This window comes from Dyadobacter chenwenxiniae (assembly GCF_022869785.1).
Lineage (GTDB): Bacteria > Bacteroidota > Bacteroidia > Cytophagales > Spirosomataceae > Dyadobacter > Dyadobacter chenwenxiniae.
Window position 1 is genome coordinate 154,604 of the sequence record NZ_CP094997.1, and the last position, 26,229, is coordinate 180,832.

Sequence of the window (26,229 nt, forward strand, 5' to 3'; positions counted from 1 at the left end):
TTACATCCATTAAGATAATATCAAAGCTGGCATCGTCGAGTTTTTTAGCGCGATCTCACCATGATCTGCAATCGTAACGCGCACGTTCTGGATGATCTTTTTCAAAGTTTCCTCGGCCACTACCTGATTAAAAAGGTTGTCTTCGACCAAAAGAATGTTTACACCGGAAAGGGCTCTTTCATTGTCTTCGTCATCGATCTGCTCACCGGGATTGCAAATTTCGAAAGTCAGGTTGAAGCTGAAATTGGTGCCTTTTCCCATTTCGCTATGAACTTGCATGCTGCCTCCCTGTTCTTCCACCAGCTTTTTAGCAATAAAAAGACCCAGTCCTGTCCCGGACTGCTTCGTATTCAGATCATCGTCAATGCGGGTAAAAGTCTCAAAAATATAGGCCAGCTTATCCTGCGCAATTCCAATGCCCGTGTCGATCACCTCAAAAAGCAGCTGCTCACTCTCGTGATTGCGGCTAATTACACTAACCTTGATGCGCACTGCGCCGTTATCGGTGAACTTTACCGCATTTCCGGCTAGATTCAGCAGGATCTGGTGCAGGCGAATGGGGTCTCCAATCAGCTGAGGGCTCACATCACTGTCAACTGTTAGGTCTAATTGGAGTCCTTTTTCTTCTGCAATTACCTTTATGATGTAACCCAGGCGGTTCATTCTGTCCCGAACCTGAAATGGCTTGTTTACAAATGAGAATTTGCCAGCCTCAATTTTTGAATAGTCCAGAATATCGTTGATAATGGCCAGCAAGTTTTCGGATGAATACCGGATCCCCTTCGCATATTCAATTTGTTTGTCATTCAGGGGTGTCTCAAAAATGAGCTCAGACATGCCCAGGATTGCCGTCATCGGCGTGCGGATCTCATGGCTCATATTGGCGAAAAACTGCTCCTTAAACCTGGATTTTTCTTCAACCAGCAGCTTTTGACGCTCTATTTCTTCTTTTTGCACCTGGATCTCAGCAGTTCTGACAGCGACTTTTTGTTCCAGCTTCTCATATAGAATAGCATTCTCGATAGACACAGCAATTTGGCCGGACAGTAACTTCAAGAGCTGCGTACGTTCATTGGTAAAGACAGCAGTAGCAAGATTATTTTCAAGGTAAAGTACGCCGACAAGTTTACCCTGATTTAATGCGGGGATACACAGCGTGGAACGGATCTTTTTTTCAATAACTACAGGATCGCTTCTAAATGTATCGCTGGCAAGTGCATCATGTAAAATGACGTCGGATTTGGTCTCAAAAACGTGTTTAATAATGCTTACAGGAACCTGGTCCGAATCTGCAAGACGTAATTTTCGAATTTCGCTACCTTCATCGACTACGGACCGCCGTGCTTCTATGTATAATTCGCCTCCCCAGTCGAGAACAAAATAACCCGACTGCGCACCGGCGTTTTCAATGGCAAACTGCATTAACTTGTCCATTAACCTGCTGAAAATCACTTCACTTGAAATCGCTATGGACGCTTTCATGAGTGTTGCCAGGTCCAGCGTGGAGACAATGCTTTCGCTGGCTACATTTTTCGCTGCAAATGGAGATGAAAGGTCTGTACTATATTGTGAAAGTGCGGGGAAGGCAGCCAGCAAAAGGCGCACTTTTAACATGCAGCCCCATTCTTTGTATCCCTCCAAAGCAGCACTCAGATAAGTAAGCGCCATTTTATGCTGGCCTTTTTCGTGCCAATATCTGCCGCAAAGTTCATTGGCAAGTGCTGCTTCATGTGGGTGGCGGTTCTGATTGCCGGTTTTAATAGCCTTATCATAGCAGGCATCGGCCTGCTGGCTTTTTCCTTTGGCAGCAAGAATTTCAGCCTCCAATAAAAATACCCGGTGTTCCAGATTGACGGGTATATGCCGGGAAAGTTTCCTAAGCTTTTTATAATATTTGATAGCTGTTTTCAGACCAGCCCCATCGTGCTGCCCGCTTTTGTAAACCGCAATGTTAAGCAGGCCGAAAAAGAAGGCAAAAAGGGCTTCAAAATGAGTTCCGCGCACATTCGTGGCAAACCTTGTTGCCGTTTGTGCCAAGACCAGCCCTTTTTCCAGCTCACCGGAAAAATAAGCCAGGATCATCTTATAAGTAAAACCGACAAACATCCTTGAGTTATTCTTCAAAGCAAAAATGCCCGAGGATGCCTCTCCTTCATTGAAATAATCACCCGTCAGCAAGACAGGATCGTCACTTTCGCCGAGCAGATTGGAAGCGATCTGGATCAGAGGTTCATTATAATGCGATAAGGATCCTTTCGAAAGGGATTTTGGCAGCTGGTTATAGCTGATCATTTCGTGCTTTGCCCAATGCAGGTTTTTCCCCGAAAGCAGTAAATGAAAGCTATATGAACTCGATGCATACGAGCAGTATTCTACATCGCCTCTTTCAAGGCCGGTCTGGTAGGAAACGCGCAGTGGCTCGAGTGATTCATTGATATGCTCCCCTGATGACCTGTTGACAATATTATACAGCAATAATGTGCGTGCTTTTGCCGCTGAATTTTCCATCCTGTCGGCCAGTTTCAATGCCACATTGCCATAACGGTAACAAGCCAGGTGGTTGGTTTCGATTGCATTCACGATCGCTCCGTAGGTTGCAAATGTGATCGCCGATTCTGGTGCAATGCCGTATTTAAGCGATAACTCGACCATTTTGAGCACCATCAAGGGATACAGTTCCGGGATTGCAGAAAAGGAGGCAGCTGTTATGTTCTGTAAAAAACGCATGGCAGTCAACTTGTCCACAGCAGTCATTTTAGGCAAATCTTCGAGCTCCTCGATTTTTATCCCGCGCATCAACCATTTGGATTTCAGGTAAGCAGAAGCGACATGAAAGTTTGTCACCTTTGCAGGAAAGGTAACATGGAGCCTCTTTAACACCTTTAAGGAAAGTAAAACAGCATCCAAGTGCTGTTCATGGAATATTAAGCTTTGAATTTGGATATGATAAAGCTCGATCTGGTCTGAGCTGTTGGCATAAGCAAGCGCTGTTTCGGTAACTTCCTTGCACTTGGCAGCGTAACCTGCCAGGTATGCGCTTTCGGCCAGATGCAGATGCAGGGTAAATGTTAATGGATATTCATTTGCCCAATCCTCGGTCAACAGCAGTTCTTTGCCAATCTGAAAATAGGCCATTGCCACAGAGTAAGCAGCCGAAGACCGGGCTTTTTTACCTGCTTCCAGATTTAGCCTTGCAATTTTATAACGCTCCTGGGCCAGGGCAAACACCTTCGGATGGTGGTTCAGGTGGTTGACAATTTCAAACAACTGGTCGTGCCGCTCGGATGCAGAAAGCCTTTCCAGCAAGAAATAGCCGATGTTAACGTGCATTTCGTCTCTGGACGCGGGCGAAAGTACATTGTAGGCAGCTTGCTGCACCTGATCATGGACAAATTGATAGCGGTTTGCCGATAAAAAATGACTTTCACTGCCCCGTTCGGCTGTTAGCCGCAGCAGATTTTCCGTAACTGCTTCACGCAGATCCTCCGCGGTTTCCTGCGGCGTCTTGTCGTTTAAGGCCGAAAGCATGATCAAATCAAAATCCGAACCTATGCATGAGGCAGTAATCAATGACTGGCGTGCAGGTTCGCTCAATGCATTGATCCTGGATGTTAGTAACTGTTGCGAAGAACCTGACAACGCATAGCTGAGTACGTGCTGCTGTTGCCATGTCCATTTGCGGGCCTGGCTATTGTAATTTACCAAACCTTTGGCAACCAGATCTTTGATGGTTTCAGTAACAAAGAGGGGATTGCCCAGCGTGCGTGTGAGCACGATCTCTGCCAGTTGTGCCGCGCCCCCCGGGGGGCAGGAAAAGGTTTCCGATATCATTTCGGTAATGTCGTCTGATCTTAGCGGATATAGTCTGAGCTGCGAGAAACCAGATACCGCGTCCATGGCTTTGAGAGCCGCTTTCAGCGGATGGTCTTCCGCCAGTTCATTGTCCCGATAGGTGCCTACGATCAGCAGATTAGAACCTTCGACGGCGTAGGTAACCCGGTTTAGAAACCGAAGACTGGATGGATCAGCCCAATGAAGATCATCCAGGAAAACGACCAGCGGATGTTCTTTTTTTGTGAAGACATTGATGAACCGGGTAAACACGTTCACAAAGCGGTTCTGCGCTTCAACGGGCGTCAAAGCCTCAACTTCCGGCTGGACTCCAATGATCTTTTCCAATTCCGGAATCACATCAATAATGATACGCCCGAACTGGCCAACTGCATCCAGGATCACCGTTTTCCAGTAGTCCGTTTGCGTGTGTGATATTTTACAAACCAACTCATTGAATGCTTTTATAATGGCTTCAAAAGGAATATTTTGAACATATTGGTCAAACTTACCAGTAATGAAGAGCACATTTTTCGAGTCGATTTTTCTTTGTAATTCCCGGATGAGCGATGATTTGCCAATGCCCGAATTGCCTGAGACCAGGACCATTTCATTGCGCACGCTGATTTTTTCGAAAGCTGCACGCAGCAACGCCACTTCCTTTTCTCTTCCGTAAAGTTTTTCGGCCAAATGAAACCTGCCTGAGACATCATGCTTGCCAATCAGGAATTGGGCCGGATGGCTGCTGTTTTCCATGAAGGCCTGACAAGCTACGAGGTCAGACCGGATCCCGAATGTGGTCTGGTAACGCTCTGAGGGCTTTTTAGATAAGAGCTTTAATATGATATCAGAAATAATAGCCGGAACTGCCGCATCAACTGCTGAGGGTGGTGTAGCCGAACGCGCCATATGCGCATGCACCAGTTCGTTAGGATCCACATTTTCAAATGGCAACAGGCCAGTGAAAAGCTGATAAAAAATGATTCCCAGATGGTAATAATCCGATCGGAAGTCAACGGGGATATCCATCAGTCCGCTTTGCTCGGGCGACATGTATTGCAACGTTATAGCGCCCTTGCTCTGGCAGGCAGACTCATCCTGACGATCATTGGTAACAGCGCACGTCAGATCGGTAAGTCTGGCATCAAAGGTTTGTGGATTGATCAGAAAATGTGCCGGCCTTAGGTCGGGGTGGGAGATTCCGTGATAATGCAGCTCTTCGAGGGTTTGTGTAAGTGCGAGCGCAATGCTGAGTGCTGCGTGCATAGGCGGCCTTTTTTCTAAGAGATAGTCTTCGAGTCGGCAGCCGTCGAAATCATCCATTTCCAGTACCAGATAGTTCTCGGGCCTGAGCATCCGGTGGTAATTCAATATCCGGCTGAATGTGAATGAGCTGCCAAAAGTAAATTCCTCAGCAATGTCCCTGTAATGCGAATCGACGATACCAGTAAACGGAATAATCTTTAAAATGACGTTCTTTCCGGTAATGTGATCCACGGCGCGGACCAGTGATTTATTGGATTCCTTGTGCAGTTCAGCAGTGATCCGGTAATCTGGAATGGTTATCATAGCAGCGGCCAGCGTTGGCTTAAAATGTTGTTTGTCAAAGTAATGTAAAGGTAGGAATCAGCTAATACCATCAAATTCACCCAGCCCGATTTTTATATTTTTTTATACTTTTTAAGGACTTCTTTCGATTTGATCAGGCAGCACCGTATTACCTTTGCCACTGTCAAAACGAACATAAAATACGGATCAATGAGAAAGATAGCAATCATGGGAGCAGGGCAGTCGGGGTTGCACCTGGCGATTAGACTTGTAAAAAGCGGATACGATGTCACGATTATATCAGAGCGTTCTGCTGAGGAAATTTTCAACGGCCCGCCGACAGGTGCTACTTATCTTTTCCATGATTCACTGCAACTCGAGCGCGAGCTGGGGCTGGATTTTTGGAGCGATACTGCCTATCATTCCACAGGCTTTAATATCAATTTTGGCAAACCCGACGGTAACTTCGCTTTCGGCATTAAATCCCGCACCAGTAAGCCTGGCGCATCCATCGACCAGCGCCTGAAATTTTACCAATGGATCAAACTTTTTGAGAAGTTGGGCGGCAAATTTGTGGTCAGCGACACCACACCATCGGATCTGCTTGCCTGTGCGTCCCAGTTTGATCTTGTGATCGTATCGTCGGGCAAAGGCCCGCTAGCAAGGCTGTTCACCAAAGATGAGCAGCGCTCCACGCATGAAAAGCCCGCCCGTAAGCTGGTACAGCTGCATATCAATGATTTTGAGCACAGCGATAAAACCAAATTTACTTCCATAACCCTGGACGCACTGATGGGGGGCGGGGAGATCATTACAGCTCCGTTTTATCAAAAAGATGACATTCAATGCTCTTTTGTACTTTTTGAATGCATTCCTGGCGGGCCGATGGATGTTTTTGATGAGGCAACAACGGCGTCCGAACTGCTGGTAAAAGCAAAAGAAATGATCCGGACCTACTTGCCCTGGCGCTACCCGGCTTTTGCCAATGCGGAGGTGATTGCAGACAATGCGTTTTTAAAGGGAGCATTCACTCCGGTTGTGCGCAAACCCGTTGTTGAGCTCAACTCGACTGCGGCGGTGCTTGGGGTAGGAGACACGGTCATTTTAAATGATCCCATCGTGGGCCAGGGGGGCAATAATGCATCTAAAATGGCCAATGTATATGCCAAAGCGATCATTGCAAGAGGTAAAGAGCCTTTCGACGTAGCGTGGATGAATGAGACCTTTGAAGAATTTTGGGATTATTCCAAATATGTAAACCGGTTCTCAGACATATTCCTGGCACCTGCGCAGCCGCACGTGGTTGAAGTGCTGGGCGCTGCTACTCAAAACCCTGAAATTGCATCTGACTTTGTGAACGGCTTCAACCATCCACCCTCCATTTTCCCCTGGCTTGATGATGCAGAGGAGGCTAGAAAATACCTGGCTAGTAAAACCAGAGCTGCCGAATCTGTTATGTAAACCGGCCACAGGTAAGTAAGGCATTATTTACTCAACTGAAAACTTTTAATGATGAACAAGCTCAGCCTTGCATTCCCTGCGGATGCACAACAGAACACTTATGTCTCTGTTCAGACAGAAAATGACTTTGAATTCCAGTCTGTTGCCATTTCGATGCTGCGTGAAATGGTTGCCAATGGAGGTCCCGGTGAGCACGACTATCCGGCTATCGATGAAATGATGCAGCATTTATATCGCCTCAGGCAGAATGGCCAGATCAGTCAAGAAGACATAGCATTGCTTCAAGGCATCTTTAACGATGAATTTTTAAGAAACACGATTCATGGTTACGTTTACCGGAAGCCGTTAGGATATGCCGGCGACTACGCACTCATAGACATGATTTATACTTATGATAGCTTTGAGCATCCGGCTTACAAAAACTGGGACCGCTATTTTCACTATCATGCAGCCACGCAGGCAGTACGCAACCGGAAAGCATTCTTTAAAAGCAAATTGCTTGAAAAGTTAAAGGGCCGCAATTCTCCCCTGAATTTGTTAAACGTTGCCAGCGGCCCTGCCAGGGATTTGTTTGAGCTGTATCAGATCATCGATCCGGTTATGCTCACCTCAACCTGCGTGGATATCGATTCCAATGCGGTGGCGTTTGCCAGTGAACTTTGCCGGCCGTTTGCAAATCAGATACATTTTCATCGGCAAAATGTGCTGCGTTTTTCGGGTGCTGAAAAATATGATGTGATCTGGTCAGCAGGGCTTTTTGATTATTTTGAAGACAGGATTTTTATCCTGGCGCTCAAAAGGTTACTGACTTTTCTCAAACCTGGCGGTGAGATTTTGATCGGCAATTTTTCTGAAAACAACCCGACCAGAGGATACATGGAGATTTTCGGTGAATGGGTGCTGATTCACAGAAGCGCAGGGGAGCTCACACGCCTTTCAATAGCAGCTGGCGTGCGCCCTGAAAATATCCTGGTCGAACAGGAGCCGTTGGGCATCAATTTATTCCTCAGAATCCGCAGTGCCATACCCGCCCAGCAGTCAACACTTTGCATGAACTAGCCTTCTGCTTTTGAGGCTTTAACTTAATTTTTCCACACCATTATCTACTCAAAATGAAAAACGCAATGCGCGTGTCCTCTGCGGACGCGCAACCCAGGACGCATGCCCATTTACAATCCTTTTACTCAACTATTTATCCAAAAAAAATGAAAAATCAATTCTCGAAATTAGTCACATTCTGCTTTGTTTTATTGTCATCCATGCTAGCCAGCAGCTGCCGGGAAGACCAGCTGTTGTCCGAGGAGCTTACAACTGAAAAAAGCCTGGATTCAACACGTTCGGCCAAATTTGGTGTCCCTACCAAGTTTGATCAACATGAGTTCGCCCTCAAAATCGAAACATACATGGAGCCGCTCGTAGCGGGTTTTGGCTACACAATTTATAATGACGGTGTGCCTTACTATGCAACAAACGGAGGCGACGGCTTTGCCCGCAAACACGTCGATTCGCCTATAATGCTGCATAGCGCAATTGCAAAACAGGAGATTTCCACTGTTACGCAGTATGTAACAGCAGTAGCGATGATCCATGCACTTCAAAAGTACAATGTGCCACTTGGATCAGCAGTTTGGCCTTACCTGCCTAAATACTGGACGCCAAGCAAAGAGTTTAAAACCCTTACTTTTGAAAGGCTTCTTGCTCACCGGACAGGCTTAATCAATTATCATGATCATCATAAACTTTCCTCGACGGTAAGCGGGGGAGTCAATAAAAAGGTGTTTGATGAAAAAAGTCTTGAAAACAACGATGTCAACTACCTGCTTTTGGGAGTTATCCTGCCTTATCTCGAGGCTAAGAAACTCGCTGCCCAGGGAAATAGCAGCAAACTAAATAAGCTGGAATCCTCCAATAATAACTTCATTGAATATGGCGAGCAGTATCGTGCTTATGTGAGAAACAACGTATTCAAAGCAGCGGGGCTCTCCAACTCAACAGTGATCGACTGGCGTGGATGGGATGAAAATGGTACGATCCTTTCTTCGGCTGCAAACATGGGATACCCAACCAAGAATGGCAGCGAGCCGGGTACTAGAAAAGAAACGAAGCTTGTAAATTGTGGCGTTACGGGCTTGTATATGAACGCAGAGCAGTTTGCCAAATTACAGTCGGCGGTGGCGCAGTTCAGGGTGATAAGCTTTGATAACCTTAATCAAATGAAGGCAAAGCTGCTTGGTTTCGATGGCAGTATCGCGGGCAAAAAAAGCATTTATTACTGGAAGAAAGGAGCAGAGGATAATTGTGAAGCGATGATTGTCGATTTTGGCAAAGTGCAGGTTGCAGTTTTTGCCACCTCAACACACAGCCAGATTACAGATCCTAAAGTCTTGGCGCAGTTTTACGAGGCATCCTTTAAAAATCTTTAATTAAATCATCAGGATAATGCCAGCAGGCGCCAACGCATTCAGCTTGGCGCTTCATTGGAACTCTACCCTAAAAAGCCAGTGTCAATGGATACTGGCTTTTTAGGGTTATTGGCATGTAAGGCAGTCAGTCTTCAACACCTCACGGTATTAATGCTGGCTTTCGATTTTTTGGGTTTGAATCCTTTAAATGCGCTTGCTGATCTTATTGTTGCTGGTTTGTCTTTGCATACTGGATTTGAATCTGTGGTCTGTATTGGCCGGCAACTGTTGGTGTTTTGTGGCCCGGCCCTGCACGCGCTTTCGCCACATCTTAAAGCTACTGGGCTTCATACCTTTACGCATCAAAGCAATCACTTCTTGCTCACGTAATCCAAACTGCGCCAGGATGGCCTCAAATGGTGTTCTGTCCTCCCAGGCCATTTCAATGATCCGGTCAATATCTTGCGGGGTCAAACCCGGATTATGTTCAGGCATTTTCTAAAATGAAGTGTTTTGAGAAATAAATTTATAAAGGTACGGGGCTTTATGTGCGCCTCCGGTCCATTTCTTAGCTATTCTTTCCAGCACGCCTAAGCCCAGCATTTTGCGCTGAAAGGCCGCCCGGAGTAATTTTTTGTTTAAAATTGTCTCATAGAGTCTTTGCAGCTCGCTCATAGTAAAATGTTCGGGCAGCAGCTTAAAGCCGATCAGTTTGTGGTCTAAATCCTGCCGGATTGTTTGAAGGGCCCTGGCAATAATGTGCTCGTGATCCTGCATTAGCCCAGGAAGGTCAGATAAATTAAACCAGTCGCAACTATCGGAGATGCTGTCAGGCGAAGGAATCGCTTTTGTGAAATCCACCAGGGCGTAGTATCCGACGGAAACGAAACGGCGCAAAAGCCAATGGCTGTCTTCGGGAAAAAAACCGCGGGCGGCCATTATTTTTTTCAGGGGCTCGGTATCATGCCGGCTTTTGTCGCCAAATGTGTAAAACTGTTCCAGGTAAATGTCTTTCAGTCCGGTCCTATGAAAAAGAATGCGCCGGGCGGCCTGGTTGATATCTTCGTCTTTATAAATGAAGCCGCCTGGTAATGCAAAAAAGCCTGTATTCATGTAGGTAAGCAAAAGTACTTTTAACTCATTTTCGTGGAATCCGAAAATCACGGTGTCTATGGCCAGTCCGGGCAAGTATCCTTCTCCTGTCGAATTGGTTTCCTGTTTTCTGAATTCTTGGTCCATTGTTCTCTCTACTGTACGCAGGCAAGTAACAAAAAGATTTGCTAACAGAGAGAATTTAAATTATTATTGTAACATATTGGTACAATAATAGAATTGTGCCTTGTTATTTCTCTAAATATTACAAACTGTGAATCTTATTACAATTCGAAAACCATTATTAGCAGCGGTTTTTTGCTGCATGAGCGCAACGATCACGATTTTTGCGCAGACCACAAGCAACCAGGTAACTGTGGAAAACGGGATACTGGAAGGAATCAGAGAGTCTGAGCTGCTTATTTTCAGAGGGGTGCCTTTCGCTGCGCCGCCCGTTGGCGAGCTTCGCTGGAAAGAGCCGCAACCCGCCAGGAATTGGAGCGGGGTTCGCAAAGCAGATCAATTCGGCAACAAACCTATGCAGAAACCAATTTTTGGCGACATGGGATTCCGATCCAAGGATATGAGCGAAGATTGCCTTTACCTCAATGTCTGGACGCCGGCAAAGACAATGACGGAGAAACTGCCCGTCCTGGTGTATTTTTATGGAGGGGGACTTGCCGCCGGTGATGGATCAGAACCAAGGTATGACGGGGAGGCATTGGCAAAAAAAGGAATTGTTGTCGTTACATTAAACTACCGGCTGGGCATTTTCGGTTTTTTCTCACATCCTGATTTGACGAATGAATCACCCAATAAATCATCTGGTAATTACGGTTACCTGGATCAGCACGCAGCACTTGTTTGGGTGCAAAAGAACATTGACAAGTTTGGCGGAGATCCCAAACACATAACCATTGCAGGTGAGTCTGCGGGCTCAATTTCGGTTTCTGTGCAAATGGCTTCACCTTTATCCAAGGACTTGATTGTGGGCGCTATAGGTGAAAGCGGTGCAGCCATTAATCCTACGCTGGCCTCCATTCCACTTCAAGAAGCCGAAAAAATAGGGGCAGCCTTTGCTTCAGGCGTAAAAACGGGCGGATCGCTTGCGCAGCTGCGGGCCTTGTCAGCAAATGATCTTCTGGACGCAGCCTACACACCTGGACAAACGCGCACAGCTACTACGCCGACCATTGATGGATATTTCTTGCCAAAAACACTGCCTGAAATATTTGAAGCCGGGCAACAAGCACACATTCCTATTTTAGTAGGTTGGAATTCTGCGGAAGTCCCTTATCAAGTCGTTTTGAAGGCAGATGCGCCAACATTGGAAAATTATAAAAAGGCAGTTGGCAGCTTGTACAATGACAAAGCTGAGCAGGTTCTTAAATTATACCCCGCTGCCTCAGATAATGATGTTGTGAAGGCCGCCACAGCACTTTCAAGTGATCGCTTTATTGTGTATAGCACCTGGAAATGGGCTGAGCTGCAAGCGAAAACAGGTGGACGACCGGTGTACCGTTATGTGTTCTCGCGAATCCGCCCGGCCATGACGGCTGCAATGGGCAACGCCAAGCCAGGCCTTGCGGGCGGCGTAATCAAGGACGACGCTACCAAAAAAGCACCTGTGCAACCGGCGGCAGTAGGAGCTTCCCATGCTTCGGAAATCGAGTATGCCTTGGGAAATCTTTCCAGCAATAAGGTTTATGACTGGACCCCCGATGATCATAAAGTCTCTGCTACTATGGTGGATTATTTCGCAAATTTTATCAAGACTGGTAATCCAAATGGAAAGGATTTGCCTCAGTGGGATGCTAACACGGGTAAAGGGCCTGTGAAATACATGGACATTGATGTAACCAGTCAGCAAAAGACCGAGCGCGACCGGGAGCGATATTTGTTCCTGGATAAGGAATATATGAAGTAGCAACGCCTTGAATCAGACATTAGAAAGTCTTGAATCTGATTAGTCATACAAACAAAAGCCCTGCATCGAAGTTCGATGCAGGGCTTTTTGATAAACATGATTATTAAAGTGTTCTTTTCACCTCCCGAAGCTCGAAGCTTTCGATAATGTCACCCACTTCTATGTCGTTGTAATTCTTGATGCTCAAACCGCACTCGTAACCGTTTCTAACTTCCTGCACGTCATCTTTGTAACGTTTCAGCGAGTCAATTTCGCCGGTCAGCAGTACAATACCATCACGAACAACGCGAATCTTATTGCTCCGTTTCACATAGCCATCGGTAACATAGCAACCTGCAATTGTTCCGATACGGCTAATTTTAAATACTTCGCGAATTTCAATATTTCCGGTAATGATCTCCTCGATAGAAGGTGCAAGCATACCCGTCATCGCATCTTTGATCTCGTCGATGGCCTGATAAATGACCGAGTAATGACGGATTTCGATTTGATCCTGCTCAGCCATTTTCTTCGCATTTGAAGAAGGACGAACCTGGAACCCGATCACAATCGCATCAGAGGCAATGGCAAGGTTAACATCCGATTCAGAGATCTGACCCACCGCTTTGTGGATAATGTTCACCTGAACTTCTGACGTAGAAAGTTGCAATAATGAATCAGAAAGCGCTTCAACCGATCCATCCACGTCACCTTTAACGATCAGGTTCAGCTCACGGAAGCTTCCGATGGCCTTACGACGCCCGATCTCTTCAAGCGTAATGTGCTTACGCGTCCGGATAGACTGCTCGCGTTGGATCTGCTCACGTTTGGTGGCGATATCACGCGCATCCCGTTCGTTTTCAAAAACATTAAAGCGATCACCTGCTTGCGGGGCTCCATTGATACCCAGCAACTGAACTGGCATGGATGGTCCGGCTGTTTTAAGCTTTTTACCCAGGTAATCAGTCATCGCTTTCACTTTACCGTAATGCGAGCCAGCAAGAATAACGTCTCCCACTTTCAGCGTTCCGGTCTGTACAAGGATTGTAGTTACATATCCGCGACCTTTGTCAAGAGAAGCCTCTACAACTGCTCCTACGGCACGGCGATTTGGATTGGCTTTCAATTCCAGCAATTCGGCTTCAAGCAATACTTTTTCAAGCAGCTCATCTATACCCAATCCCGATTTGGACGAAATTTCCTGAGTTTGGTATTTACCACCCCATTCTTCAACCAGAAGGTTCATGTTGGCTAGTTCTTCACGGATCTTTTCTGTGTTAGCACCCGCCTTATCCACTTTACTGAATGCAAATACGATCGGCGCACCAGCCACTTGTGCGTGGTTAATGGCTTCACGCGTTTGAGGCATCACGCTATCGTCTGCTGCAATCACAATAATGACAACGTCGGTAACATTGGCACCACGAGCACGCATCGCTGTAAATGCTTCGTGACCAGGTGTATCAAGGAATGTTACTTGTTTTCCTGTTTTGGTCTTCACACTATATGCACCAATGTGCTGGGTAATTCCGCCCGCTTCACCACTGGCAACGTTTTCCTGCCGGATATAATCCAGAAGGGAAGTTTTACCGTGATCGACGTGACCCATGATTGTGACAATCGGCGCTCTTTCTATAAGAGATCCTTCTTCATCAATTTCTTCCTGCACATCATTCTGCACTTCTTCTTCGGCCGAGATGAATGCAACTTCAAAGCCAAATTCGTCAGCGATGAAAGTGATCGCTTCTGCATCCAGACGCTGATTGATTGACACGAACATGCCCATGCTCATACAAACCGAAATAACTTCCTGAACTGTTACATCCATTAGTGAAGCCAAATCGTTTGCCGAAACAAATTCTGTTACGCGCAATACTTTTGTTTCGTCTGAATCAAAGCCGTTGGGATCGTTCTGATCTCCGCGGTCTCTGCGACGCGTCCCTTTACCACCACGACCTACATTCCTGGTGTTTCCACCACCCATGCGGGCCATTGTGGCCTTAATGTTATCTGAAACTTCTTTGTCTGAAACTTCCTCTCTTTTAACGCCACGGCGGTTGTTGCTGCCTGCATTGCTGCGGTTGTTAGGCCCGCTTCTGGCGGCTGCATTGCCTGCTGCCGGCGTTGTACCTGGCGCGGCGGGTGCTCCCGGAGCAGCCGGACGGTTTCCTGTGCGGTTTGCAGCTGGCGGAACATTTGCCTCCTTAGGTCTTGCAGGTGCATTTGGATCTGCTGGTGCAGTAGCAGGGCGGTTTTCACCGGCAACTACCACGCCATCGCGGATTCTCTTGCGTTTTCTGCGGCGTTTCTTATCTGCTGCAGTATCGCTGCTGGAAGCAACGGGGTCTTTTTTCTTATTTTTATCAGAAGGAAGCTCAATCTTACCTATTACACGAAGTCCGCGCAGCTGTTCTCCTTTGGCTTCTATTAAATTCGATTCGGCAGCCTCTTCAACCGGAGCGGCTGGTGCAGCACTTTCCACAGCTGTCGTTGGCGCTTCTGCAACAAGTACGCTTTCTTGAACCGGTGCGCTTTCTGCAACCGGTGCGGGTTTCGGCGTTTCAGCCTCAATTTGTTGCTCGGGAACAGATTCAGCTACTGATTTCGGCTCTTCGGATTTTGGCTGCTGAGGCTGTTCAGCTTTCGGCTGCTCGGTAACAGGTTCAGGTGTTTTTTCAGGAGCTTGCGTCTGTGCTGGCTCAGTTTGTGGTTCAAGCTGTGCAACAGGTTCGGGCTTTGGTTCGGCCTTAGGCTCAACCACCGGTGCTTGCGTCTCTTTCGTTTCCGAAACGACTTCCTTAGCAACTTGCGGTTTCGGCGCCTCGACAGGCGGTGTCGGCGCAGGTCTTCTTGCGTCTAAATCTATTTTACCAACCACCTTAATTCCGGGCAGGCGGTTTTCGAAAGCGGGTTGCACATTTGATTCGCTTTCTTCAACAACAGGATTCTCTTCGGCTTTCGAAGGGTTGTTACGGAAGTAAAGTATTCCATCAACATCACTTTTTACTTTCTCTTCCTTTGTTTCTACCGGAGTCTCAGTCTGAACAGGTTTAAAGGAAAGGGATGATTTTAGATCATCAGATTTGAAATCCTTTGCAAGGAAATCAATCTGATCAGAATTAATCTTTGTATTCGGGTTACTCTCCACCTTATACCCTTTGGCAGACAGGTGATCCACGATCGTAGTAATTCCTACGTTCAGGATCCGTGCCACTTGGCTAAGGCGCATCATTTTATCTTCTGCCATATTAGCAATTAGTAGAAAAAGTTTTGCATTGGCAGATCTAACCCCTGGATTAAAACTGCCGGTTATTGTAAATTATTCAAACTCTTTTCGAAGAATGTCAAGAACTTCTTCAACCGTTGCTTCTTCAAGATCGGTTCTTCTGACAAGTTCTTCCTTATTAAGTGCCAGCACACTTTTGGCCGTATCCAGACCAATTTTGTGCAGTTCACTGATAATCCATTCGTCAATTTCATCAGAGAATTCGGTCAAATCGACGTCTTCGTCGTTCTGTTCTTCTATGTCTCTGAAAACATCAATTTCCATTCCGACCAGCTTGCCCGCTAATTTAATGTTCTGGCCACCTTTACCGATTGCCAGCGAAACCTGGTCGGGTTTAAGGAAAACAGAGACGCGCTTGGCATCGCGGTCAATTTGCATTGAACTTACCTTGGCCGGACTCAGCGCCCTGCTGATCAGAAGTTCAAGGTTGTCGGTATAATTGATAACATCTATATTCTCATTACCAAGTTCCCGCACGATTGAATGGATACGCGATCCTTTCATTCCTACACAGGCACCAACCGGGTCAATTCTGTCGTCGTAGGATTCAACGGCTACTTTTGCACGTTCCCCTGGTTCACGAACAACACGTCTTACAGAAATAATTCCATCATAAATCTCAGGAATCTCAACTTCGAACAACCTTTCCAGAAAAACCGGTGAAGTTCTTGATAGCGTGATCCGGGGAGAACCATTGTTCATTTCCACTTTGTGGATCACAGACTTAACGGATTCTCCTTTCCTGAAACGGTCTTTTGAAATCTGCTCAGTGCGTGGAAGCGAAAGTTCGTTGCCTTCTGAATCGACAATGATTACTTCGTGCCTCAATGTCTGATACACCTCGCCGGTAATCATTTCACCCACCTGATCCTTGTATTTCTCGAACATGATTTCTTTTTCCATGTCTTTGATTTTCTGGATCAAAGTCTGCCTTGCCGTTTGAACGAGCCTACGGCCGAATTCAACGAGCTTAACTTCCTCTGCAACCTCTTCACCTACTTCAAAGTCACTCTGAATCTTGCGGGCTTCTGCCAGTGGTATTTTGTTATAATCCCATATGTCCTCGGAGTTGTCGTCGACGATCTCTCGTGTCCGCCACATTTCAAGGTCTCCGCTTTCTGGGTTAATGATTACGTCAAAATTATCATCGGTGCCGTATTTCTTGCGAATCATTGTACGAAACACTTCTTCCAAAACACTGATCATCGTTGGACGATCGATGTTTTTGGAGCTTGCAAACTCGGCGAATGACTCAATTAATATTCCGCTATCCATTGCTTATGTTATAGATATTTGCTGATACTAAGTTATACATATTATATAATTGATTACAAATCAGAATAATGATCTGGCTTGCAACTTTATTTAAATGAAATTTCTATTAAAGCCTTTGAAATATCGTCAAACGGAATTTCCCGGATCAACTCAGCTGGGTCAATGGGTATTTTCGCTTTCTTTTTAGGTGCAGGTAACTGTAATTTTACAATTTCTTCACTCGCCTCGATCAATGTCCCCGAAATGACCTCTCCCGTTTTCAAAGTAACCTTTAAATTCCTACCCAGGTTTTTTCGATATTGCCTGTGCAAAAGCAAAGGCTGGTCTAATCCGGGTGATGAAACTTCAAGTGTGTAGGCGTCAGCAAAAACTTCCAGCTCTTCCAGTTGCTTGGCCAATCTCCTGCTGATGGATGTACATTGCTGAATGGTAATCCCTTCGTCGCTGTCGACAAGAATTGACACTTTTTGACTTACCTTGGAAGGCTTAATAATGATATCTACAAGGAAACAGTCGCCATCCTGTAAAAATGGTTCCAGCAAAGCTTCCAACTGCTCTTTTATTGTCATGTACGGCTTACTGCAAATAAAAAAGGGGATTTAAGACCCCCTCAATCAATCGATCAAAATAGAATTATTTGCAAAGGTAAAAATATTTTATCATTTGTACAAGTTAAAGCGATGTCTTCTAAATTGATGTCAATCGCCTATTTTTGCGAAAAAATGCGATATTTGAATTAATGAAAGGGTTAAAAAACTTCCTCTGGTTCCTCTACAAGTGCTTTGCGGCCTATACCCTGCTGATTTACATACTGATACTATGGATTCCGCTCAAAGGGTGGGTGGCCGGATTCATGATGATGTCCTTTCCGGTGGTGGTCATTGTCCATCTGGTCAGCATTCCAATCTGGTTTATTGTGGAGCGAAAAAAAGCATTATTGCCTTTGGTCATGGCTGCGTTGGCTGGGATATTTCTTTCCAGGACGTATTCTTTCGGTCATAAAGCTGACGAGCAGGAGCTTGCCAGGTCATTCTCTGTGATGAACTACAATGTGCACAGCTTTCAGCGAAATGAAGACCTGAAAGATCCCCAGGTCAGAGGGAACATTGGCGATATGAAAAGCTGGATATCCTCTTCGGATGCCGACATTCTTTGCATGTCAGAGTATTTCAGTGACCGTGGCAAGCTCCTTAACATCAATAAGGCGCTGGATAGCGCCGGATATGTGTACAGCGCATTTTATAGCCGCAATAAAGCTGAAAACCATACGCATTCCTGGGGACTTGCGGTTTTATCAAAGTATCCTATCCTTGCCCAGCGTGACACGATTTTCGAAGCGCAGAATGGCATGTTGCAGGCTGATATCAAAATCAAAGGCGATACGGTTCGCATCATTGCCGTGCACCTTTATTCGATGACATTGAAGCTCAGCGCACTGGTTCATCAAAAGCAGATGGATGGGGTTAAGAAAGAAGGAAAGATCACCTTCGAGCGCATGCGGAATGGTTTTGTAAGAAGATCGGCCGAAATGAGCGCCCTGGAAACCTGGATCAATGCCTCACCGTACCCTGTCATTGTTTGCGGAGACTTCAATGAGATCCCTTATGGTTACGTTTACAGCAAAATGCGTAGCTTACTCAGAAACGGTTTTGAAGAGAAAGGGGATGGGTTTGGCTTTACTTTTAATCATCTGCCTTATTATATCCGTATAGATCACCAATTTTACAGCGATGATGAGCTTCAAATCCAAGACTTTACTACATTCGATAAGGTTGACTATTCAGACCATTACCCGGTGATGGGACATTACCAGTTCAAACGTGACGGGCTAGGGGAGAAGAAAGATTAGTACAGTTAAAAGTCTATTCCAAGACTATCCAGCTCGCTTGCCGATACCGAAGGGGGGAAAATGCCTTTTTCGAGTTTGCTCTCTACGAGTTTGCCTGTTCTTAAAGCAGACTGCTCGTCTTTAAAACCGCTGTTGCCGGCAATGCCCGGTATGCTGCGCTGCTCAATGATGGGCGTGTCCTTATCAAGAATCCTGTAAGCCCAGCCAGAATCAACTTTGAAAGCTTCTACCTTTAAACGGCGAAGGCCTTTGCCGTCTGCACCTATATCTCCTTTGGGAAGAATGATATAAGTGACAGCAGCAAAGGCCAGTATGCCGACTATAACAATGAGTTTTTTCTTGCTACTCACAATTACAGGTCGTCGTCGTCATTTACTGGTGCAGTTGGATCAAATGCCCAGAAATCGTCCGTGATGCTTCCTCCGGTTCCAAGGTAGCCCGTGTTACCGATTGCAAATCCAGCTGCAAAAGCTCTGACACCGTCGAACGGTGCAACTTCAGTCCATGTATTGGTGCCTGGTGTATACTCCCAGGTGTCGGATTTGCCATTTCCACCCACTATATAAGCTTTGTCATTGATTACGAACGAGAATGCATAAGATCTTCCTGTCAATTTATCATCCGTGTTGGCTTCCATCCTTGTCCAGGCACCAGTCCCGCTATTTCCGGCAGGATCAAAGCTGTAAAGATCTTTGGGTTCTCCGGTTCCCGAATTGGTCTGGCCAAAACCCACATATGCTTTACCACCAACTGTAAATGAAACTGCGCCCCTGCGTTTTCCACCTGTAAAGGTTGCCCTTTCAGTCCACTTATCCGTCGTTGCATTATATTCGTAAAAATCCTGATAGTAACCGCTTCCATTCCATCCAAGGCCGACATATGCCCTGTTATCCGTTACAAAGGCGGTTGCATACTGGCGGGTTCCCCCGGCAAAATCAGCTTTTTTGGTCCATTTATTGCTAATAGGATCGTATTGATAAAAATCCTTCTTGTATCCGCCATCCACAGTGGTGACACCATCAAAACCGGTACCAACATAAGCTTTGCCACCCAGTACAAAAGCAACTGCATCATTTCTGCCGGATCCCTCAAACGGAGCAACTTGTGACCAGATTTTTGTCGTTGCGTCATAGGACCAGAAATCTTTAACTCTTTGAACAGTCTCGTTCGTAAGCCCTGTTCCGATATATCCCTTATTACCAATTACAAAGCTTACTGCGCGAGCCCTGGCTGATCCTCCGAAACTAGGAATGCCTGCTCTATACCAGTTTCCCATTTTGTCTGCTTCGGGATCATCTTTATTGCAACTGAGGGAAATAAATGCGGTTGAAGCAACCAGAAGGGCTAATGAAGTCTTTTTTAAGGTATTAAACATGTAAAAAATATGGTTTGACTAATTGATACAATAGAAAAATGGTGAATAATGAGGCCCGGGAGTATGCCTTTTGTTAAGATTAATGCTTCAAAATCAGCAGTCGCTACTTGAAATTTTTTGCAAACATAACATCTTGATACTGCTAAGTAAAATTATATGTTATTTTTTGTCTAAAAGTTTAGCCTTCCGTGCAGCTTTTCAACGATGGTAGCATTGGTATTGTTGTCATAAGCTTGATTGTGTTTGGTTTAAAATAGCCTGGCTTGTTTTACGTTTATCAACCATGTTTGCCACTTTTAGCTGCCATGTGGCGTAACTATGATCAGCGGCATGCATGGGTGGCACCAAAGCGCTGATGAGCGCCGTTTAAAACCCTTACGTTCGGCTCTGTGTTTTTGTTGCAACGGATTCATGCCGCTTTAATTTGCCGCATTTGTCTTAATGATGTTGTAATTAAGATTACATATGATAATTTTGCACTTTTTACTGTTCTTGCATTAAATGAAATTCAATTCGCATTTTCTTAAAAGATCTTCGACGGTTCTTAGATTACTGGTCATACTGGGTGTAACAGCCTCTCTTACGGGTTGTGAACCTTCGGGAGATCAGATTGAAGCCATCGTCCAGCCTAATGTTGATGATTTTGCCGTGCAATTTTCAGATACATCTACGGTTATACTTTCTACGCTGGCTGCGGATTCGGTGATGACAGGAGGGCCTTCCCGTCTTTTGGTGGGTAGAAACATTGATCCTTATTTCGGTAAATACCAGGCGACTGCATTTTTTCAGCCTACCACAAGCAATGCAATCGCTGTTCCCGAACTAGCCGTTTATGACTCGCTGACGCTTTCGCTAAAATATGATAATTATGCCCATGGCGATACAACTATTGCCATGAATATTACCGTGCACCAGCTTTTGGAGGATATGACTAAAAAAGGAGCCTATTATAATTCCAATAGCACGCCGTATGCAGCAACCCCGCTTGGAAAAGTTAGGGTGGTGCCAACTCCAAGATCAAGCGGAACGCTCAAAATCAGACTTTCTGACAAACTAGGGAAACAGATATTTGAGATGGCCAAAGAAAACCAGCTTCCCAGCAATACGGAATGGATTGACCTTGTTAAGGGCTTGGCATTGATTCCCGGCGCTTCGGATAATGGAGCTATCATTGGCTTTACGCTTATTGATGACAATACTTCGATCCAGCTGCATTACCATTTAACGGGCGACGATGGAATTACAAAAGATTCTTCATTAATTAAATCAAATGCGGGCTACAATCAGATTTTAGGGGACAGGAAGGGCACGCAGTTGGCAAAGCTGCCTACTACGAGCAGGGTCTCGCTACCATCATCGCAATCGGGTAACATGTCTTTCATCCAGGCAGGTTTGGCCGTTGCCATGCGAGTGGATTTACCCACGATTGATGAGTTGAAATTGAATCCTTATGCGGTTGTTAATAAAGCTTTTTTGCGCGTGTCCCCCTTGAAGGCGTCGGTAACGAATTTTTATCCTGCGCCCTCGAGGTTATATGCATATTTGGTGAATAAAAACAATGAGTTCTATTTGGGAGCGGATGGGCGTCCTGAGCCACTAAGTAGGGATCCGAGGGATAATTCTGCTATTCCTACTGCGTTAAGAGTTGACCTTATCAATAATACGGCCTATTACGAGTTTGATCTAAGCAGTTTTTTGACATCAATTTTGGCCACCAGTGGTGAGAACACAACCGGTTTATTGATTAGGACTTCACCATTTAATACTGACCCGCAAAGCGGTCCTGAGTATAACACCGAATTCAGCAAAAGTGCAGCGCGGCTTGTGATCGGTGATCAGAGAAACAGCGATCCGGGCGTAAAATTGCAGCTTTATTATACTACGGTAAAAGTGCGTTAGATTGTAAAATTGATACATAAAAATGGAGCTGTCCTGGAAAGGGCAGCTCCATTTTATTTACATCACCACGCCATTCTTCGGCAGGATTTTCTCCGGGATTTTCGGGGCCTGGATCAGCTCCAAGAGGTTGATCTCAATGGTCCGCGATAATGTGGTCATCGGAATGTCGTTTGGCCCGTTCTCAAATGGGTTTTGCATGACGTAGGCAATCCATTCCACATAAAGGAAGAGAAACGAGATAATAAATGTGATTGGAATAGCGATCCTTCCAATGCTTTCCACCAGGCCCATGGGCAGTACAAGCGTAAAAATGAAAATAACCAGCACGACGAAAAAGCTGTACTGGGTTGGAAAAACGGTGTTTTTGATCCGCTCACATTTTCCCATTGCATCACAAAGCCGCTGTAAGGTCTGGTCAATGTTCTGGTAGAGCAGCGTTTCGATCTTGTTTTGTTCGTGCAGCTCCGTAAACCGGGATTGTATCAGGTTTAAAATGGCATTGGGGATGTTGTCCTGACTGGAAGCGTAATCATGCTCTGCTGCATTTAAGTGAAGGTCCGCATACACCAAAACGGGTTCCCTTCTTAGCGAATTTGTAAGCGCATAACACCAGGCGATTTGCAGATGTGCAATGTTGGAGATGACTTCGTCTTTTTCTTCTTTATCTGTTTTAATAAAGGAAATGGATTGTCTTACCAAGGACCTGCTGTCATTGACGATCTCGCCCCAAACGCGTCGCGCTTCCCACCAACGGTCATAGGCGGAGTTGGTCCTGAAACCCAGCAGCAGCGAAAGCGCTGTGCCCAGAATGGTAATGATCGATATGGGAAATGATAAAAAATGCCAGTGCTGGTAGCTGAAAAGGTAAAAGACCAGTGTGGCATAAGCTGTGACGGCAAGCAGCCCGTGCCAGATTCCTGCGAGCAGCCGCCAGATTGAAAATACTTGCTTTACGTACATGATAGAAGATTATGAAAAAGCATCACGCTTCATGCTAAAAAAGAATGCCCGCGGTTTTGGTTGGGAAAGGTTTCACAAAAAATCAATAAAAAAAGCAGCTCACAGAAATATTATTTCCATGAGCTGCTTTTTTTATTGGTGTCAAAAGACGCTACGCTATTTCGGCAGCAGGCGTATCGGGCTTATTGTTTTCATGCTTTTTCTTGCCCATTGCAATTTTCTCAATGGCAACAAAGAGAACAGGAACCACAAAGATGGCCAGTGACGTTGCCGCAAGCATCCCGCCAAACACCGTCCAGCCAATCGTCTTACGCGACTCGGCGGCAGCACCATTAGCGAAGGCAAGCGGAAGCACGCCTAAAATAAAGGCCAGCGAGGTCATAATAATAGGGCGAAGGCGAAGCTGCACGGCTTCCAGCGTCGCGGCAACGAGCTCCATGCCACTATCGACACGCTCTTTGGCAAACTCCACGATCAAGATCGCGTTTTTGGCCGCAAGCCCAATCAGGGTGATCAAACCGATCTGCGCGTAAATATTGTTGGACAGGCTCGGAAGAAACGTCAATGTTAAGATCGAACCGAATGCGCCAATAGGAACTGCAAAAAGTACAGAGAATGGAATCGACCAGCTTTCATACAATGCAGCCAGGAAAAGAAATACGAATACGATTGAAATGGAGAAGATCAGCGTTGTGCTGTCACCTGCCTTGATCTCTTCACTACTCATGCCCGAGAACTCGTAGCTGTAACCGGCCGGAAGCTTCTGGGCCACTTCACGCAGCGCATTAATGGCCTGCCCGCTGCTGTAACCCGGCTTAGGCGTTCCGTTGATCTCGACTGATCTGTAAATGTTATAGTGAGAAATCAGCGCGGGGTTTTCCACCACTTTGGTTGTTACGAGTGAGCCCAGCGGGATCATATTTCCTTCGCGGTTACGGACGTAAAACTGCTGAATCTTATCCAGTGACGAGCGGAAACTACTGTCTGCCTGCACCATTACGCGGAAGTTACGCCCGTAAAGGTTGAAGTCATTGACATAGCTGCTTCCCAGCAATGTGGAAAGCGAACTGAAAACATCATTGACCTGGACACCCAGTTTCTTGGTTTTCTCACGGTCCACGTCAATCTGATAACTTGGCGTTCTTGCATTAAAGAATGTAAAGGCCATGGCAATCTCAGGACGCTTGTTGACCTCGCCAAGGAAGTTGCGCATCACAGCCTCGAACTGCTGAATGTTGTCCGTACTGGTAGATTGTTGGAGTTGGAAAGTGAAACCTGACGTTGCACCCAAGCCCGGAATTGCGGGCGGCGCAATGGCTAAAACGCGTGCTTCCTTGATGTCAGCAGTGCGGCTTTGAATCTGCTTAATTACAGCCTGCACATGATGCTCGGCGCCTTTGCGGTTAGCCCAGGGTTGCAAGCTCAAAAACAATGTACCCACATTGGACTTGTTAGAAAAGCTCAAAACATTGAGTCCAGCCAAACCCCCGGCCACACGGACCTCAGGAATAGCAGAAACACGTTTCATAATCTCTTTGAGCATAGCAATGTTACGCGTCGTTGAAGTTGCTTCCTGCATTTCATAGGTTACAAAAAGACGCCCTTCATCTTCAACGGGAATAAAGCCCGAAGGTTTGTTTTTGAAAAGGAAAAACAGACCAACAAACAGACAAACCATCATCACAAGCACAAGGGGCGTGGCTTTGATCCATTTGGCAACACCACGCGTATAACCCCGCGAAACCTTGTCAAACCAGCGGTTAAAGCGGTCGAAGAATCTTTCCAGCCAGTTCTTGTTATCATTTTCGCCTTTGGAAGGTTTAAGCATAATCGAGCAAAGCGCTGGTGTAAGCGAGAGTGCAACGAATGCGGAAAGCAAAACGGACACGGCAATGGTAATGGCAAACTGCTGATAAAGCCTGCCCACGATACCGGGCACAAAACTCACCGGAACAAAAACCGCTGCTAAGATCAGGGCAATCGCAATGACAGGGCCTGAGATATCCTTCATAGCCTGAACGGTTGCGTCCTTAGGCGACATTTTCTTCTCATCAATATAATGCTGCACGGCCTCGACAACCACAATAGCATCATCGACGACTATACCAATGGCCAGTACAAATGCAAATAGCGTCAGCGTATTGATCGTAAAACCGAAGGGAATAAAAAATATCAGTGTACCAATCAGCGAAACGGGGATAGCAAGGATCGGGATCAGCGTTGCGCGCCAGTTTTGAAGAAATAGGAACACAACGATCACAACCAGGATCATGGCTTCGGCAAATGTCTTCAAAACTTCCTCGATAGAAACTTTAACCACAGTCGCTGTTTCATTAGGAATCACGTAGTCGATGTCCTTTGGAAATGTTTTTTTCATTTCCGTAAGCTTTTTCATCACACCATCGTAGGTGGCTAGCGCATTGGCACCAGGCGCCTGATAGATCAGAACGAACGCAGCGGGTTTTCCGGCAACAAAAGCGTTTGAGCCATAATCGAATTTTCCCAGCTCAACCCGAGCCACATCGCGCAGATACACCACACTTCCATCCTGCGGCGAGCTTCTGACAATGATGTCTTCAAACTGCGCCTTGGTATTCAGGCGGCTGTTGGTCAGTACGTTATATTCAAAGGTCTGGGCATTAGGCTGCGGGTTGCCACCGATGGTTCCGGCAGCGACTTGCAGGTTTTGCTCGGCGAGCGCTGCTGAAATGTCGGAAGGCGTCATGCGCAGGTTAGCTAGTTTTTCCGGGTTTAGCCAGATCCGCATACCAAAGTCATCAGCCCTGGAAATGATATCCCCAACTCCTTTTACACGCTGCAAGGCGTCCTTTAAATAAATGTTGGCATAGTTACCGATGAACTGCGCATCATGCGTGCCGTTTGGCGAGTAGAGTGCCAGGACGATCATGATACTCGGCTGGCGTTTTCTAACCGTAAGGCCAAGACGTTTTACCGCATCCGGCAGGGTAGGTTCTGCAACGCTCACCCTGTTTTGAACGTCCAGGGCAGCGATATCCACATTCGTACCCACATCAAAAACAACGTTAATGCTGCTTTGCCCGCTGCTGGTCGAGTTACTGGACATGTAGGTCATGCCCGGCGTACCATTAATTTGCGTTTCAATTGGCGTGGTCGTGGTCTGCTCGACAGTCTGAGCGTCGGCGCCAGTAAAGTTGCCACTCACCGTAACGGTAGGAGGGGTTACATCCGGATACTGCGCAACAGGCAATGTCGTCAAGGCAATCAGACCTACCAGGACCAGTACAACGGAAGTAACTATCGCTGTAACAGGTCTTTTAATAAAAATATCTGCAATCATTTTTACTGGATTATATTAGAATAGTA

Annotated in this window: 16 protein-coding genes; 6 read left to right on the forward strand and 10 right to left on the reverse strand. The window is 46.1% G+C overall.

Features of this window, described 5'->3' with window-relative positions; all coding sequences use genetic code 11:
- Positions 1-9: 9 nt before the first annotated feature.
- Complete coding sequence (locus MUK70_RS00625) at positions 10-5,400, reverse strand: AAA family ATPase (RefSeq protein WP_244784607.1); 5,391 nt, start codon at positions 5,398-5,400, stop codon at positions 10-12.
- Positions 5,401-5,589: 189 nt separating this feature from the next.
- On the opposite strand from MUK70_RS00625, the gene MUK70_RS00630 reads away from it, so the two are divergent.
- The 3 genes from MUK70_RS00630 to MUK70_RS00640 all read left to right on the forward strand — a co-directional run bounded on the left by MUK70_RS00630 (position 5,590) and on the right by MUK70_RS00640 (position 9,263).
- Positions 5,590-6,840, forward strand: a complete 1,251-nt coding sequence (locus MUK70_RS00630) for a styrene monooxygenase/indole monooxygenase family protein (protein ID WP_234656754.1) — start codon at positions 5,590-5,592, stop codon at positions 6,838-6,840.
- A gap of 48 nt (positions 6,841-6,888) precedes the next feature.
- Positions 6,889-7,899, forward strand: coding sequence for a class I SAM-dependent methyltransferase (locus tag MUK70_RS00635; protein ID WP_234656755.1), 1,011 nt, complete (start codon positions 6,889-6,891; stop codon positions 7,897-7,899).
- Positions 7,900-8,045: 146 nt separating this feature from the next.
- A complete protein-coding gene (locus tag MUK70_RS00640) occupies positions 8,046-9,263 on the forward strand; it encodes a serine hydrolase domain-containing protein (RefSeq protein WP_234656756.1) in 1,218 nt (405 codons plus the stop codon).
- A gap of 183 nt (positions 9,264-9,446) precedes the next feature.
- Here MUK70_RS00640 and MUK70_RS00645 read toward each other — a convergent pair whose 3' ends face one another.
- Both MUK70_RS00645 and MUK70_RS00650 read right to left on the reverse strand, forming a co-directional pair.
- Positions 9,447-9,737 carry a TIGR03643 family protein gene (locus MUK70_RS00645; protein ID WP_234607250.1) on the reverse strand — a complete coding sequence of 97 codons (291 nt, stop codon included), beginning with the start codon at positions 9,735-9,737 and terminating at the stop codon, positions 9,447-9,449.
- 3 nt (positions 9,738-9,740) lie between these two features.
- Positions 9,741-10,481, reverse strand: coding sequence for an NUDIX hydrolase (locus MUK70_RS00650; RefSeq protein ID WP_234656757.1), 741 nt, complete (start codon positions 10,479-10,481; stop codon positions 9,741-9,743).
- Between the two features lie 178 nt (positions 10,482-10,659).
- Here MUK70_RS00650 and MUK70_RS00655 point away from each other — a divergent pair, with 178 nt between their 5' ends.
- Entirely contained in the window at positions 10,660-12,261 is a 1,602-nt protein-coding gene (locus tag MUK70_RS00655; protein WP_234656771.1) for a carboxylesterase/lipase family protein, read from the forward strand.
- A gap of 103 nt (positions 12,262-12,364) precedes the next feature.
- On the opposite strand, the gene infB is transcribed toward MUK70_RS00655, so the two are convergent.
- The 3 genes from infB to rimP all read right to left on the reverse strand — a co-directional run bounded on the left by infB (position 12,365) and on the right by rimP (position 17,370).
- Positions 12,365-15,487, reverse strand: coding sequence for a translation initiation factor IF-2 (gene infB, locus MUK70_RS00660; protein WP_234656758.1), 3,123 nt, complete (start codon positions 15,485-15,487; stop codon positions 12,365-12,367).
- A 72-nt stretch (positions 15,488-15,559) separates the two neighbouring features.
- Complete coding sequence (gene nusA / locus MUK70_RS00665) at positions 15,560-16,801, reverse strand: transcription termination factor NusA (RefSeq protein WP_234607253.1); 1,242 nt, start codon at positions 16,799-16,801, stop codon at positions 15,560-15,562.
- Between the two features lie 86 nt (positions 16,802-16,887).
- Positions 16,888-17,370, reverse strand: a complete 483-nt coding sequence (gene rimP / locus MUK70_RS00670; RefSeq protein ID WP_234656759.1) for a ribosome maturation factor RimP — start codon at positions 17,368-17,370, stop codon at positions 16,888-16,890.
- 170 nt (positions 17,371-17,540) lie between these two features.
- On the opposite strand from rimP, the gene MUK70_RS00675 reads away from it, so the two are divergent.
- Positions 17,541-18,650: an endonuclease/exonuclease/phosphatase family protein gene (locus MUK70_RS00675; protein WP_234656760.1), complete on the forward strand. Its 1,110-nt coding sequence runs from the start codon at positions 17,541-17,543 to the stop codon at positions 18,648-18,650.
- 5 nt (positions 18,651-18,655) lie between these two features.
- Here the strand turns inward: MUK70_RS00675 and MUK70_RS00680 are convergent, their stop codons facing one another.
- Together MUK70_RS00680 and MUK70_RS00685 are read right to left on the reverse strand one after the other, a co-directional pair.
- Entirely contained in the window at positions 18,656-19,000 is a 345-nt protein-coding gene (locus MUK70_RS00680; RefSeq protein WP_234607256.1) for a DUF4907 domain-containing protein, read from the reverse strand.
- Between the two features lie 2 nt (positions 19,001-19,002).
- Positions 19,003-20,025, reverse strand: a complete 1,023-nt coding sequence (locus MUK70_RS00685; protein WP_234607257.1) for a Kelch repeat-containing protein — start codon at positions 20,023-20,025, stop codon at positions 19,003-19,005.
- A 501-nt stretch (positions 20,026-20,526) separates the two neighbouring features.
- Between MUK70_RS00685 and MUK70_RS00690 the strand changes: the two genes are divergently transcribed.
- Positions 20,527-21,924: a DUF4270 family protein gene (locus MUK70_RS00690; RefSeq protein WP_234656761.1), complete on the forward strand. Its 1,398-nt coding sequence runs from the start codon at positions 20,527-20,529 to the stop codon at positions 21,922-21,924.
- A 57-nt stretch (positions 21,925-21,981) separates the two neighbouring features.
- Here MUK70_RS00690 and MUK70_RS00695 read toward each other — a convergent pair whose 3' ends face one another.
- Together MUK70_RS00695 and MUK70_RS00700 are read right to left on the reverse strand one after the other, a co-directional pair.
- Positions 21,982-22,884, reverse strand: coding sequence for a bestrophin family protein (locus MUK70_RS00695; RefSeq protein ID WP_234607259.1), 903 nt, complete (start codon positions 22,882-22,884; stop codon positions 21,982-21,984).
- 151 nt (positions 22,885-23,035) lie between these two features.
- Entirely contained in the window at positions 23,036-26,203 is a 3,168-nt protein-coding gene (locus tag MUK70_RS00700; protein WP_234607260.1) for an efflux RND transporter permease subunit, read from the reverse strand.
- Positions 26,204-26,229 lie beyond the last annotated feature (26 nt).